Origin of the sequence: Exiguobacterium sp. SH1S1 (genome assembly GCF_004337245.1) — a bacterium.
Taxonomy (GTDB): Bacteria; Bacillota; Bacilli; order Exiguobacteriales; family Exiguobacteriaceae; genus Exiguobacterium; species Exiguobacterium aurantiacum_A.
Genome location: NZ_SJUZ01000013.1, coordinates 1 through 14,097 on the forward strand (window position 1 = coordinate 1; position 14,097 = coordinate 14,097).

The window sequence follows — 14,097 nt, forward strand, 5'->3', positions numbered from 1 at the left end:
GACTTGCATGTATTAGGCACGCCGCCAGCGTTCGTCCTGAGCCAGGATCAAACTCTCCAAAGAATTTGATATAGCTCTTGAAAATGACGAAGCTTGCGCTTCAATCAAAACTTGTAAAACTTTTTTTGCCTCATCGTTCAGTTTTCAAAGTTCGTCTGTCGCTCTTAACGACTCATTAATAATATCATCTGTAATTATATTCGTCAACTATAAAAATAAAATATTTTAAAAGAATAATATCTAGCGTATTCTTTCAACGGCACTATATAGAAGGAACACGCTAGACGGTCATTGAAAAGCGACGATTCGAACCTCATCAAGTTGAGACAAATCGTACGTTTCTTGCGTTGGTTCAGCGATCACGACCGGTTGTTCCACGCTCGGCGTGTAACCTTGAATCGTTCCTCGCACACCGCTGCTCAGTAAGACAGTCCGTCCTACATCGTAAAAACCGAGCAGTGTAGCTAAAAGCGTCAACGCTTCCCCATCATATGCCTCATTTTGCCACATATAAAAATAAGCCTCTTCTGCTGTCAACGCTGACCTGAACGTACGTGGGGCTGTCAATTGGCAGAACCGATCAGCGACGATAAACAACGGTGATGCAGGATGGAGGGCTCGTTCTTCTAGCCGATTCGGAAAACCTGACCCGTCTAAGCGTTCATGATGTTCGGCAATCAATTTACCGACCCTGGCTCTAAGTGTCTGATCTTGCGGTAACATCGCAAACGAGACGACCGGGTGCTGATACAACAGCTCTCGTTCCATTTTTGTGAAATAGCGCATGTGGGACCATTTTCGTATTTTAGCGTAGCTCGCATCTGCGAAATAAGAAGCCACGCCATAATCGAATTGAATGCGGTGTTCATCTCCTCGGTATTTCGATAGCGTCTTGGCTACTAAGGCTCGATAAATCGCATGATGAATCACATGATTTTTTCGAAGTGGTTGATTCGTAAAGAACGTGACGATGGCCGATAGCGGATATTCACGTTTAAACAGTTGATGGACGAATTCAAGCGCTTCGTAAGGGTTGGGGGCAATCCGTTCTTCCCATTGATTGTAATGCCGTTCATATTGGAGCACTTTTGCACATAGTTCGATTTCCTCGTCGCGGGTAAGATGGCGACATTCGACCGGAGCGACATCAATCGCTCCCACCTTTAAAAAACGGAGCAAGCGTAAATGTTCGTTTGTCAGTTTCGTTCCTGCCTCTAACGAAGAAACTGACGTCAAAAGCGTCATCCCAACGTGAACGTTTGAAATGGCAAGTCGCATGCTCATCCCTCCTGATTGTATGAAAAAAGGTCGAACGGAAGCACCGTTCAACCTTTTCGCCTTACTCAGTCTCTTCAGACGATGGGCCAACTTCGGGTGCTTCATCAACAAACCCATTCTCCACATCAACTGTCGATTCCTCTTCTAATTCATCTTCTAATTCATCTTTTTTCAGTTTAGCAATTGTCGCCAAGCGGTCGCCATCTTCGATATTCATGACTTTGACACCGCGCGTGCTACGACCCATTTGCGAAATTGTTTGGGCATCGATTCGAATCGCGACACCGAGCTCGGTCATGAGCATGATGTCATCATCTTCATCGACTACGCGCATCCCGACGACAGTTCCGCGGTCTGTCTTGATTCCGATAATTCCAGAACCGCCTCGACCTTGCGTACGGAATTGTTCCATCGCCGTGCGTTTGCCATATCCTTTTTCCGTGATGATGAGCACGTCTTGCGTCGGGCGTACGATTTCCATCGAAACGACTCGATCATCATCTTTCTTCAGTCGAATCGCACGTACACCGCGAGCGGTACGGCCCATCGAACGGACCTCACCTTCGAGCGGGAAGCGAATCGACATCCCTGCGTGTGTCACGATCAACATCTCGTCATCGCTCTTCGCGAGACGTACGGTAACGAGCTCATCGCTATCATTTAAGCTGATGGCACGCAACCCGTTTTTGTTGATGCGAGCATAGGCAGAAAGCGGTGACCGTTTGACAAGTCCGTGCTTCGTGATAAACACGAGTGACAATTGCTCATCAGCCACTTCTTCTTCTTCTGAACCTTCACCAACGTCCTCAACGATGGCTTTGTCCGCCAAATAGCTATTAAAGTCGACCGGGATCATCGTTTCGACCTTCTCACCCTTATCGACTTGGAGCAAGTTGATAATCGGCATCCCTTTCGCGGTTCGGCTCATCTCAGGAATCTCATATCCTTTCAAGCGGAACACGCGACCGAAGTTCGTGAAGAACAAGATCGTATCGTGCGTTGAAGCAGATAAGAGGCGCAATACGAAGTCTTCGTCATTCGTACCCATTCCTTGTTTCCCTCGACCGCCGCGACGTTGTGTGCGATACGAGTCACTCGGAATCGATTTGATGTAGCCTTCGCTCGTCAGTGCGATCATCATGTCCCGAACTGGGATCAAATCCTCATCCTCAAGCTCGATGATGTCGGTACGAATCACGGTACGACGTGCATCGCCGTAACGCTCTTTGATTTCAGTCAACTCATTGCGAATGATTTCGAGAAGGAGTTCCTCGTCCCCCAAAATCGCACGCAATTCTTCGATCAACGTACGGATCTCGCGATACTCGCCTTCGATTTTCTCGCGTTCAAGACCGGTCAACCGTTGGAGACGCATATCGAGAATGGCTTGTGTCTGCTCTGTTGATAGCCCGAAGCGGGTAATCAACTTTTCACGGGCCTCGTCACCGGTCCGCGTGCTGCGGATGATGGCGATGACTTCATCGAGGTGGTCGAGTGCGACACGGAGACCTTCGAGAATATGCGCACGCGCTTCTGCCTTATCGAGGTCGAACTGCGTCCGACGACGAACGACTTCTTTTTGGTGCTCGATGTAATAATAGATCGCTTGTTTCAAGTTGAGCGTTTTCGGACGTCCTCCGACGAGCGCGAGCATGTTCACCCCGAACGTCGTTTGCATCGGCGTCTGTTTATACAAGTTGTTCAAAATGACGCTTGCGTTCGCATCGCGGCGTACCTCGATGACGACGCGCATTCCGTTTCGGTCCGACTCGTCGCGAAGGTCTGTGATGCCCTCGATTTTCTTATCGCGAACTAGGTCAGCAATCTTTTCAACGAGACGTGCCTTGTTCACTTGATACGGAATTTCATGGATGAGGATGCGTTCACGGCCGTTCTTCAACACTTGGATCTCGGCTTTCGCGCGCATCGTGATCGATCCACGACCGGTCTCGTATGCCCGGCGAATACCGCTGCGTCCTAAAATCTCACCAGACGTCGGAAAGTCCGGACCCGGAATGTACTGCATGAGCTCTGAAATCGTGATGTCCGGATTGTGCGTGAGCGCAAGTACGCCATCGATTACTTCGTTCAAGTTATGTGGTGGTACGTTCGTCGCCATCCCGACCGCGATCCCGCTCGTACCATTGACGAGGAAGTTCGGGAAACGGGCCGGCATAACGACTGGTTCTTTCTCTTCACCATCAAAGTTTGCTTGATAGTCAATCGTGTTTTTACCGATATCGCGCACGAGTTCCATCGCGATTTTCGACATCCGGGCTTCCGTGTAACGCATTGCCGCTGCCGAGTCTCCATCGACGGACCCGAAGTTTCCGTGGCCATCGACGAGTTCGTAGCGATAACTAAAATCTTGGGCCATCCGGACCATCGTCTCGTAAACGGCTGAATCACCGTGTGGGTGATATTTACCGATGACGTCCCCGACGACACGGGCAGACTTCTTATGGGGCTTGTCGGCACGAATCCCGAGCTCGTTCATCGCATAAAGGATACGGCGGTGAACCGGCTTGAGACCGTCTCGCACGTCCGGGAGGGCACGCGACACGATGACGCTCATCGCATAGTCCATGAACGACGTCCGCATCTCTTGGCTAATATTTATATCCTTGATATTTTCTTGTTCTGCCATTCGTTATTGCCTACCCTTCTTTTTAAATATCGAGGTTTTTCACGTAGTGTGCGTGTGACTGGATAAAGTCACGGCGCGGCTCGACATTGTCGCCCATGAGCGTCTCAAAGACCTCATCTGCCTCGATGGCGTCTTGAAGGTCGACACGAAGCATCGAGCGAGACTCTGGATTCATCGTCGTGCTCCAGAGTTGTTCCGGGTCCATCTCACCGAGACCCTTGTAGCGCTGTACACTATAGCGCGCGTTCTCAGGAAGTCGTTTGATTGCTTCTTGGAGTTCGCGGTCGTTTTGGACGTAAACAATCTCTTTACCATGTTTTACACCGTAGAGTGGCGGCTGGGCGATGTAGACGTAGCCGCTCTCAATAAGTGGCCGCATGTAACGATAGAAGAACGTCAGCAACAGTGTCCGGATGTGGGCACCATCGACGTCGGCATCGGTCATGATGATCAACTTATGGTAACGCGCCTTGCCGAGATCGAATTCGTCGGCGATCCCGGTCCCAAGTGCCGTGATGATTGTCCGGACTTCTTGGTTGGCTAAGATTTTATCGAGTCTTGCTTTCTCGACGTTGATGATCTTACCTCGGATTGGCAAAATCGCTTGGAAATGACGGTCGCGTCCTGACTTGGCTGATCCACCGGCCGAGTCACCCTCGACGATGTACAGTTCAGATTTCGATGCGTCCTTCGATGAACAGTCGGCCAGCTTACCTGGCAACGAGCTGACTTCAAGGATGCCTTTACGGCGTGTCATTTCACGGGCGCGTTTGGCCGCGAGGCGGGCACGGGCTGCCATGAGCCCTTTATCAACGATGAGTCGGCCAACCGACGGGTTCTCAAGCAAGAACTGTTCGAACGTCTCGCTAAAGAGTGAATCTGTCACCGTACGGGCGTCAGCGTTACCGAGCTTCGTCTTCGTCTGTCCCTCGAACTGCGGTGACGGGTGTTTGACCGAGACGATCGCGGTCATCCCTTCACGCACGTCGTCGCCAGAAAGACTACCATCAGCCTCTTTCATCAATCCAAAGCGTTTGGCGTAATCGTTGATCGCCCGTGTCAGTGCCGTTTTGAACCCGGTCTCGTGCGTTCCGCCTTCGTGTGTCGGAATGTTGTTTGTGAACGAGTAAATATTGCTAGAGAACCCTTCGTTGTACTGCAGCGCGATCTCTACTTCGATCCCGTCTTTCGTGCCGTGTACATAAACCGGCTCCTCGTGGATCGAAGACTTCGAACGGTTCAAATGCTCGACGTAAGACTTGATCCCGCCTTCGTAATAATAGTTTCGCTCAATCGTTTCGTCGCCCCGCTCGTCTTTTGCGATGATACGGAGTCCTTTGTTCAAGAAAGCAAGTTCACGCAAGCGAGTTGCGAGAAGATCAAAATCGTATTCGAGTGTTTCGTCGAAGATGTCTCCATCTGGGAAGAAACGAACCGTCGTACCGGTCGTGTCTGTCGTGCCGACAATCTCGAGCTCACCTTGAGGTGCGCCGCGTTTGAACGATTGATAGTAAACGTTACCGTTTCGGCGTACGAACACTTCGAGTTTCTTCGACAAGGCGTTAACGACGGACGCCCCGACTCCGTGCAAACCACCCGACACTTTATATCCACCGCCGCCAAATTTACCTCCGGCGTGGAGAACGGTGAAGATGACTTCGACGGCAGGACGTCCTGTCTTTTTCTGAATGTCGACCGGAATCCCCCGGCCATCATCTTCGACAACGACAGAGTTGCCTGGTTCGACCGTCACGGTAATCGTTTCACAATGACCGGCTAGCGCTTCATCAATCGAGTTGTCGACGACTTCCCACACTAAGTGGTGGAGCCCGCGTGAACTCGTCGAACCGATATACATCCCTGGGCGTTTACGAACGGCTTCTAACCCTTCAAGCACTTGAATCTGATCGGCACCGTAATCTTGCATTTGTTTTTCGTTTTCGTTACTCATCGGTTTCATTCACCTACTATACATGAATTGGTGTTCATAAGGATTGGTCGTACGTTAGACAGATTCCGTCTCAACTTTACCTTGTTTCACGTGAAACAACTTGGCTTGTTGAATCGTTTCGTGAGCAATTCCATCGATATTGGTCGTCGTAATAATCGTTTGGACTTTCTGCCCCATCGTATCAAGCAGATGGGTTTGGCGATGATCATCTAATTCAGATAAGACGTCGTCTAACAACAGCAGCGGATACTCCCCGACCTCTTCGTGGATCAGTTCAATCTCCGCTAGTTTTAACGACAAGGCCGCCGTGCGTTGCTGGCCCTGTGAACCGAACGTTTGGACGTTCCGATCATTGACGTACAATTCGAAGTCGTCGCGATGGGGACCGAACAGGGTCACACCTCTTCTTCGTTCGTTCTCTCTTATTTTATCAAACTTTTGCCGATACGTTTCAAACATCTGTTCTTTCGTGTGACGTTCTTTTTGAAACGTGTCCGAGACGTATTGAATCGTCAACGTTTCTAAGTTCCGAGTGATTCCTGCATGGATCGGTCCGGCCCATTTCTCGAGTTGATCGATAAAATGGTGGCGCCTGGAGACGATTTTGACGGCAAGCTCAATCAGTTGGTCGGTGAGCACTTCGAGCAATGTCTCGTCCCCACCTTTGATCGACAGTTGTTTTAAAAATGCATTCCGTTGCTTCAGTGTTTTCAAATACTGATTCAAGTCATGTAAGTAAATCGGACTGACTTGTCCGATTTCCATATCTAAAAAACGTCTTCTTCCTTGAGGGCTGCCTTTGACGATCGCAAGATCTTCTGGCGCGAACAAGACGACGTTGAACGCTCCGACGTAGTCACTGAGCCGTCGTTGCTCGAGGTGGTTCAGTTTCGCTTTTTTCCCTTTCGGAGAAAAGCTCAGCGACTGTACCGTTTCACCGGTACGTTTATGGATCCGACCCTCGACGATGGCCGTTTCCGCTTCCCATCCGATCAGTTCACGGTCTTGCGTCGTCCGATGCGACTTTGCGAGCGCAAGTACGTAAATCGATTCGAGCAGATTCGTTTTGCCTTGGGCGTTCTCACCGATGAGAACATTCGTCTGTTCTGAAAAATTTAGCTCAAGGGCTTCGTAGTTGCGGTAGTTTTGCAGTCGAATCGACAATAAGTGCACGTTAGTTCCCCTCGATTTGGAAGTCCCCGTAGCCCTCGACTTCAATCTTGTCTCCGTCGCGGAGTTTACGGCCGCGGCGTTGATCGACCTCGCCGTTCACTTTGATCTCAACGTCTTCCAAAAAGAATTTCGCTTGGCCTCCGCTTGAAATAATATCAGCTAATTTTAAAAATTGTCCGAGTGTTACATACTCGGTCGTAATCGACACTTTTTCCATGTCGTCACTTCCTTTCCTTCATACTTTTCACAAAAAATCGCCATACATATTAGTTTATCGAAAAACGTCGAATAAGGCAAAAATAGGGATGATAAGGTGAAACACCTCATCATCCCCGATTCGCTCCATCTTGATTACGATGTGCGGACTGGCAAAATCAACTGAAGGACACTATCTTGTTCGACCGGACGCAAAATGAACGGGCGCATCGAACCTGTGAATTGAACCTCGATTTCCGTCGCATCGAGCGCACGAAGCGCATCCATGACAAATTTCGAGTTGAACGAAATTTTGAGTTCTTCACCTTCGAGCGATAAGATGCTGACCCGCTCGGACACTTTCCCGACTTCAGGCGAGTGTGAAGAGACTTCGACCGTGTTCGCTTCTTCAGCCACGAACTTGATGACATTGTTGCGATCCGAACGTGCCAACAGCGATGCACGATCAATCGCCTGTAAGAAATCTTTCGCATTCAAACGAACTGCAGTCCGATATTCTTCTGGGATCAAGCGAGACGTATCTGGGTACGCTCCATCAAGAAGACGTGAAAAGAACGAAATGTTTTTCAGACGGAATAGAATCTGTTGGTCCGTCAAGACGATTTCAATCGGCAACTCTTCACGGTCAAGTAATTTTGCGAGCTCATTGAGCGAACGACCCGGCACGACGACGTTTTGGAACGTCAAATCGTCATCTGTTTCAAAACGGGCCCGGCGCAGTGCCAACCGATGGCTATCCGTCGCGACGCATGTCAAAAATCCTTTTTCAGCTGAGAAATTCACACCTGTCAGGACTGGACGTGTCTCTTGCGACGAGACGGCAAAGCTTGTTTGGCGAATGATCGTCTTCAACAAATCGGCCGGAAGATAGAACCGGCGGTCGCTCGCTAGTTCAGGGAGACGTGGATACTCGTCTGGGTCGAGTCCGTTCAGATGGAACTCCGCTTGACCTGATTCGATACGCGTCATGAAGTTTGGTGAGACTTCGAGTGTGACTTCGTTCGTCGGGAGCTTCTTGACGATTTCACCAAGGAAACGGGCGTTCAAGACGACGCTACCGGCACGTTGGATTTGGATGAGTTCGATTCCACCCTCTTCGACCGGGATCAATCGTTCGATCGAAATTTCCGTATCACTTCCTGTGAGCGTCAATCCATCCGCATGGGCTTCAAGTTTTAATCCTGTCAAAATTGGGATCGTCGTTCTAGAAGCAACAGCTTTTGATACATCTTGTACGGCTTGCATGAATACATCGCGCTGAATCGTTAAGTGCATGTGGATAATTCCTCCTAAGTGAAATGAGTCATATAGTTTAATAATAATAGTATTATTTAAGTCATAATAGTAATAAGGGCTGTGGATAGTGGGGATAACTCACTTGAACAACTGGTGTTGAGCCAATCTGCCTGTGAATAACATGTGGATAACTCGGCTTGTTTATCCACAGGATATCCACAGGAGGAATGAGACGGTTACGACAACGCCTTCTTCAATGTTTTAATCGTCTCTTGCATCTCCGGATCATGCTTGAGTAACGTGCTAATCTTCTCATGCGCGTGGATAACTGTCGTGTGATCCCGCCCACCGAACTCTTCTCCGATTTTAGGGAGTGAGCTCTCGGTCATCTCGCGTGATAAATACATCGCGATCTGTCTCGGGAAAGCGAGCGTCTTCGTCCGTTTTTTCGCTTTGAGCTCATCGACCTCGATATTAAAGTGATGACCGACGATCTCTTGGATGTCACGGATGACAATCTTCTTCGCCTCTTGCACCGGCATGATGTTGTGGAGCGCTTCGGCAGCGACATCAGGGTCAATCGGCCGGGCGACGAGCTTCGCATAGGCGACGACGCGGGTAAGTGCGCCTTCAAGCTCACGAATGTTCGTGTCGATTTGATTCGCGATGTAGAGCATGACATCATTGGCGATATCAAGCCCTTCAGCTGTCGCTTTCTTCCGTAAAATCGCGATCCGCGTCTCGAGGTCAGGCGGCGTGATATCCGTGATCAGTCCCCATTCGAACCGAGACCGGAGACGATCTTCTAACGTCGGAATCTCTTTAGGCGGCCGATCGCTCGAGATGACGATTTGTTTTTGATCGTTATGGAGCGCATTGAACGTGTGAAAGAACTCTTCTTGCGTCTGTTCTTTCCCGGCCAAGAACTGAATGTCATCTATTAATAGAACATCGATGTTCCGGTAACGGTTACGGAACTCCTCTGTCTTATTGTCGCGGATTGAGTTAATGAACTCGTTTGTAAACTTTTCCGACGAAACGTAGGCGATTCGTGCGCCTGGCTTCTGCCCTTTCACGTAATGACCGATCGCATGCATCAAGTGTGTCTTTCCAAGTCCGACTCCCCCATAGATGAAGAGCGGGTTGTAAGCTCTCGCAGGCGCTTCGGCCACAGCCAGTGAGGCAGCGTGGGCAAACCGGTTGCCCGAACCGATGACGAACGTTTCAAAGATATACTTATCGTTTAATTGACCGAGGTTCCCTTCCTCTTTTGATCGTACTGGAACCGGCTGCTCTCTCGTTTCTGTAGCGGCAATCGCTTCTTTTGATCCCTCTGCAGGAGCATACTTGTGCGCTTGCGACTCCTCGATAAAATGAATCTCAAGTCGATTGTTCGTCACTTCCTCAACCGTATCTTGCAGTAATGACAAGTACTGACGTTCGAGCCAAGTGACAATGAAACTAGCGGGGGCGGATACGACGAGTGTCGTTCCCATCAATGAAATTCCTTCCGTTGACTTCAACCACATGTCAAAGCTAGCTTTTGGTGTTCGTTCTTCTTCGTCGATTAGAGATAAAACATTTCTCCAAATCTCGCGAGCATTTTTCAATGAAAGACCTCCTTTACTCACATATTGGCGAAACTTATTCACATGATATACACATTCACTATTCTTATAGTAGAAACTAGGCTTATCCCCAGGAAACAAAAACTGTGGATAACGTTATCCACAAGGTGTTAACTATGGGGATAACAGTTATCCACAGGCTGTGTATATCTCGGAATTGATGAAATATCATCCACGAGTTGTGCACATTTAGTTTAGCAAAATAAAATAGACGTGGCAACGGTTTTTGACATTTATCCACAGATTTAAAAAACAATCCACAGGCACTTATCCACATGCTGTGGACAGTGTGGATAAGCTGTGGATATGTTGTGGATAAACTTAAAGTGAACGAGCCGTCATGAAAAAGTTATGCACAAAAGAGGGAGAAGGAAAATATCGTATTGTTTTTGTAAGAGAAGAAAGTGGAATTTTAAGAAACCGCACGTTACAATTGTTGAAAAAGATGGAGTTATACACATATAAGTGTGGATAACTAGGTGGATATGTGGATAAAACGGCTTTATTAAGCTATTTGTAAAAGAATGACGGTTCAAATGTAAAGGTTGCGTCTCGTTTAGTCCCCTATTTTATCGATGTCTAGCCTGATCCGTCTAGCTGGGAAGATCAAGTCCATCGCTGCCAACTATTCGTGCCCGATTCGAAAACCTCTTGAAATGCCATTGACAATCGGTAGAACAGTTTATATAATCTTAAAGACTGCCTTAAATGAAACTATAACTTGCTAATAGAGCGTTAACCTTGAGGAGGTGCTTTAACCATGAAACCAACTTTTAATCCTAACAACCGTAAGCGTAAAAAAGTTCACGGATTCCGTTCGCGTATGGCGACTAAAAACGGCCGCAACATTCTTGCAGCTCGTCGTCGTAAAGGCCGCAAAGCCTTGACTGTCTAATAAAGATCAAAAGATTGCCCGGGGAACTGATCCTCGGGCAATCTTTTTTTATCGTCACAGAATCGAACGGAAAAAATCGATTCTCACTCGTTGAAATGAATGGGATATGATATGATGTTAGGTGACGATTTTTGAAGCGAAGGATGGAGTGAGAATTTTGAAAAAAGAATACCGCCTCCAAAAGAATGAAGAGTTCCAAGCGGTGTTTCGCGAAGGACGCTCCGTGGCTAATCGTCAGTTTGTCGTCTACACGCAAAAGGCGGATCAAGCGCATTTCCGGGTTGGACTTTCTGTCAGCAAAAAGTTAGGGAACGCAGTGGAACGAAACCGAATGAAACGATTGATGCGTGAATCGCTTCGCTTGCTCGAACCGAACGTAGCTCCGCATAATTATGTCATCATCGCTCGTAAACCGGCGACGTCGCTCTCGCAAGATGAAGTGACGGAGAGTTTGAAACATGTGTTCAAACGAGCTAAAGTTTGGCAACAGAGACAAGTCGATCGATCATAACAATCCGAGCTCGTTCTTTCATATATAACGCGAACTAATTAGGATTGACCGATAGACGTGTGACGCAACTAAAAGAATCGATACAGAAAGCGTAGGAGGAATTATGAGCAAAAACCTGAAATTAGGATTATTGGCCGTCATGACTGGTGTCATCTTGTTGATGGCCGGATGTGTCGATCCATCGACAATCCAAGGAGAGCCGATCACGGCTGAAACGGAAGGCTTCTGGTCTCAATACTTTGTATGGCCACTAGCATGGTTGTTAAAAGAAGCGGCTTATTTAATCGGCGGCACTTGGCAGTACGGGTATTCGATCATCGTTGCGACGATCATCGTCCGCCTCTTGATCTTACCGCTCATGATCAAGCAGACGAAGAGTATGGGTGCGATGCAAGTGTTGCAACCGGAAATGCTCAAACTTCGTGAGAAGTATAGCTCGAAAGACCAAGAGACACAGCGTAAACTGCAAGAAGAAATGATGAAGATGTATCAAGACTACCAAATCAACCCGCTCGCAGGGTGTTTGCCAATCTTGATTCAAATGCCGATCTTATTCGCATTCTATGATGCGATTCGTCGGACACCTGAAATCTTTGAAGCAAGTTTCCTTTGGTTCGACCTTGGTGCGCCGGATCCGACGTTCATCTTGCCGATCCTTGCTGCGATCTTGACGTATGCCCAACAAAAAATCTCAATGGCGGGGCAAGAACAAAACCCGCAGTTGAAGATGATGCTTTATATCTTCCCGGTAATGATCTTCGTCATGTCGATCACCCTCCCGGCAGCCCTCTCGATGTACTGGGTCGTCGGTTACATCATCTCAATCATCGTGACGATGGCGATCATGTTGCCGATGCGTGAGAAGATGAAAGTTCAAGCTGAAGCGAAAATCGCTGCGAAAGAAGCAGAGCGCGCGGTACTCGCAGAAGAAGAAAAACAGAACAAAAAGAAAAAACGTAAATAAACGTTGAGGCTGTGGATAAATAATCCACAGTCTTTTTTTATGACAAGAGAAGTATTGTGGATAAAATGCGGGAATAGGATTAAGGACCAATCATCTGAATCAAGAAGGGAGCTTTCCGTATGGAGACGCTGATCAAACGGCTTGAACGTTCGACATTAGTCCAAGCCGGTATTTATTTGGTGATCGGGTTACTGATTTTATTCAATCCGCGCTTTTTCTTTGACGTCATCGTTTATCTCGTCGCCGGTTATTTTGCTGTACTCGGTCTTTGGGTGTTGTTCCAAGGTCTTCGCCAACGAAAAGATGGGTTGCCGCCATCCTTCTTTATGGGGATCGTCTATATCTTGATTGCCTTGATCGTCTTTTTCTTCGCTGAAACGTTAGCCAGCCTCTTGCCGCTCTTCATCGGTTTCTTGTTCTTGTTTGGCGGGCTCATCCGGCTTATTCAAGCCGTTGGTTTTCGCAAGACGATTGCGAGTCGGTGGATGTTCTTTCTATTGAGCAGCTTGTTGTGGATCGGGATCGGGCTACTCATGCTGGCGAACCCGTTCGACAGCTTACTCGTCTTGTTTCAATTGTTCGGCGGCTTTTTAATTGCCGTCGGTCTCATCGAATTAGTACTCTATTTCACGCTTCGGTCTGCAAGACGCCAGCATGGATGAACGAAGAGCCGCCTGATTTCACAGGCGGCTCTTTTCGCGTTGCAGCAAATTTATGAGAAACGGTCGGATTGTTGCGAACCCTTCGATCGTCTCCAAAAATCGACGTTCCTCCTCTAGGCGAGCGACGTACAGTCGCGCTGCCGTGGCATGTTTTGTCGGGGTCAACGACTCATACCACGCACGCAAATCAATGTGGGCGCGTGCAGCCACGTCTTTCAACCCGAGGACGCTACGATGCGGCTCGTAATGGGCTGCAAGGACGTAGGCGAAATGGTTCATCCCTTGGCGCAACATCTCGATGGCCCAAATGTCGTTTCCGCGGTCGCGTGCTTTCGTATATTGAAAGAAAAACCAAATCGCATCGAAGGCGTGCCCGTATAAGTCATCTGTAGCCAAGGTGAGCGAACGGGGATGATGTTCAAGCCGGTTGCCGGGGTCGAACAGCACCATAATTTCGTCGTGCCCGTTCAACGTCTCCGACGTGACGGTGAACAAGTCGACGTGTAAGAAGTCATCGTAGACGACAATCAGTTGCGGGGCGACGATGTCGATGTCGTCCTCGAGCAAGATTGGACGGTACGCCGACAAGTGCTGGCGCCGTCGGCTTAAAAAGTCAGCGACCTTCTCCGGGGCGACCATGACATAAAGGTCGACGTCCGAATGCTCATCGCCTTCCCCGCGTCCAAACGATCCTTTAAGAAAAATCGCTTGAACGGCTTCGTCTTGCTGTAACACGTCCGTCAGTTTAGAAATGGCCTCACATTGTCTCATTCCGTCGTGCCTCCTTTGGAAATATATTCCGCTATTGTACAAAAGTAAAAGCTGAAAAAGCAACTCGTGATGGAAAGGTCGGACCCTTTCGTTCGAGCTAAATATCGTGTATAGTAGGTGCGTTATGCATATGATAGATAAAGATGTTTGAAGTATGGGAGGGGA

Annotated in this window: 12 protein-coding genes and 1 rRNA gene; 4 read left to right on the top strand and 9 right to left on the bottom strand. The window is 48.5% G+C overall.

Annotated features, from left to right (window positions below):
- From EVJ23_RS14395 to dnaA, 8 genes are all read right to left on the bottom strand, one after another.
- Positions 1-63 (bottom strand): 16S ribosomal RNA (locus EVJ23_RS14395); the annotation flags it as partial.
- 225 nt (positions 64-288) lie between these two features.
- Positions 289-1,278 (bottom strand): HD-GYP domain-containing protein, encoded by a 990-nt coding sequence (locus EVJ23_RS14400; protein ID WP_131466034.1) that lies wholly within the window; start codon positions 1,276-1,278, stop codon positions 289-291.
- Positions 1,279-1,339: 61 nt separating this feature from the next.
- Positions 1,340-3,925: a DNA gyrase subunit A gene (gene gyrA / locus EVJ23_RS14405; protein WP_131466036.1), complete on the bottom strand. Its 2,586-nt coding sequence runs from the start codon at positions 3,923-3,925 to the stop codon at positions 1,340-1,342.
- 22 nt (positions 3,926-3,947) lie between these two features.
- Positions 3,948-5,876, bottom strand: a complete 1,929-nt coding sequence (gene gyrB / locus EVJ23_RS14410; RefSeq protein ID WP_071398677.1) for a DNA topoisomerase (ATP-hydrolyzing) subunit B — start codon at positions 5,874-5,876, stop codon at positions 3,948-3,950.
- A gap of 54 nt (positions 5,877-5,930) precedes the next feature.
- On the bottom strand, positions 5,931-7,049 hold the full coding sequence (recF, locus tag EVJ23_RS14415; RefSeq protein ID WP_070329327.1) for a DNA replication/repair protein RecF: 1,119 nt from the start codon (positions 7,047-7,049) through the stop codon (positions 5,931-5,933).
- A 1-nt stretch (position 7,050) separates the two neighbouring features.
- Complete coding sequence (gene yaaA / locus EVJ23_RS14420; RefSeq protein WP_070329328.1) at positions 7,051-7,266, bottom strand: S4 domain-containing protein YaaA; 216 nt, start codon at positions 7,264-7,266, stop codon at positions 7,051-7,053.
- A gap of 134 nt (positions 7,267-7,400) precedes the next feature.
- Entirely contained in the window at positions 7,401-8,540 is a 1,140-nt protein-coding gene (gene dnaN / locus EVJ23_RS14425; protein WP_070329329.1) for a DNA polymerase III subunit beta, read from the bottom strand.
- 197 nt (positions 8,541-8,737) lie between these two features.
- On the bottom strand, positions 8,738-10,111 hold the full coding sequence (dnaA, locus tag EVJ23_RS14430; RefSeq protein ID WP_070329330.1) for a chromosomal replication initiator protein DnaA: 1,374 nt from the start codon (positions 10,109-10,111) through the stop codon (positions 8,738-8,740).
- A gap of 778 nt (positions 10,112-10,889) precedes the next feature.
- On the opposite strand from dnaA, the gene rpmH reads away from it, so the two are divergent.
- The 4 genes from rpmH (at position 10,890) to EVJ23_RS14450 (ending at position 13,161) form a co-directional block, all read left to right on the top strand.
- Complete coding sequence (gene rpmH, locus EVJ23_RS14435; protein ID WP_083274156.1) at positions 10,890-11,024, top strand: 50S ribosomal protein L34; 135 nt, start codon at positions 10,890-10,892, stop codon at positions 11,022-11,024.
- Between the two features lie 157 nt (positions 11,025-11,181).
- Entirely contained in the window at positions 11,182-11,535 is a 354-nt protein-coding gene (rnpA, locus tag EVJ23_RS14440) for a ribonuclease P protein component (RefSeq protein ID WP_070329331.1), read from the top strand.
- 103 nt (positions 11,536-11,638) lie between these two features.
- Positions 11,639-12,499, top strand: coding sequence for a membrane protein insertase YidC (gene yidC, locus EVJ23_RS14445; protein WP_070329332.1), 861 nt, complete (start codon positions 11,639-11,641; stop codon positions 12,497-12,499).
- Between the two features lie 119 nt (positions 12,500-12,618).
- The gene (locus EVJ23_RS14450; protein WP_131457820.1) at positions 12,619-13,161 is read left to right on the top strand and encodes an HdeD family acid-resistance protein; all 543 of its coding nucleotides are present in this window, start codon (positions 12,619-12,621) and stop codon (positions 13,159-13,161) included.
- A gap of 18 nt (positions 13,162-13,179) precedes the next feature.
- Here the strand turns inward: EVJ23_RS14450 and EVJ23_RS14455 are convergent, their stop codons facing one another.
- Positions 13,180-13,932 (bottom strand): nucleotidyltransferase domain-containing protein, encoded by a 753-nt coding sequence (locus EVJ23_RS14455; RefSeq protein WP_131466038.1) that lies wholly within the window; start codon positions 13,930-13,932, stop codon positions 13,180-13,182.
- Positions 13,933-14,097 lie beyond the last annotated feature (165 nt).

Coding starts and splice junctions, on each gene's coding strand:
- EVJ23_RS14400 (WP_131466034.1), bottom strand. CDS start 1,278: ATGCGACTTGCCATTTCAAACGTTCACGTTGGGATGACGCTTTTGACG.
- gyrA (WP_131466036.1), bottom strand. CDS start 3,925: ATGGCAGAACAAGAAAATATCAAGGATATAAATATTAGCCAAGAGATG.
- gyrB (WP_071398677.1), bottom strand. CDS start 5,876: ATGAGTAACGAAAACGAAAAACAAATGCAAGATTACGGTGCCGATCAG.
- yaaA (WP_070329328.1), bottom strand. CDS start 7,266: ATGGAAAAAGTGTCGATTACGACCGAGTATGTAACACTCGGACAATTT.
- dnaN (WP_070329329.1), bottom strand. CDS start 8,540: ATGCACTTAACGATTCAGCGCGATGTATTCATGCAAGCCGTACAAGAT.
- rpmH (WP_083274156.1), top strand. CDS start 10,890: ATGAAACCAACTTTTAATCCTAACAACCGTAAGCGTAAAAAAGTTCAC.
- yidC (WP_070329332.1), top strand. CDS start 11,639: ATGAGCAAAAACCTGAAATTAGGATTATTGGCCGTCATGACTGGTGTC.
- EVJ23_RS14450 (WP_131457820.1), top strand. CDS start 12,619: ATGGAGACGCTGATCAAACGGCTTGAACGTTCGACATTAGTCCAAGCC.
- EVJ23_RS14455 (WP_131466038.1), bottom strand. CDS start 13,932: ATGAGACAATGTGAGGCCATTTCTAAACTGACGGACGTGTTACAGCAA.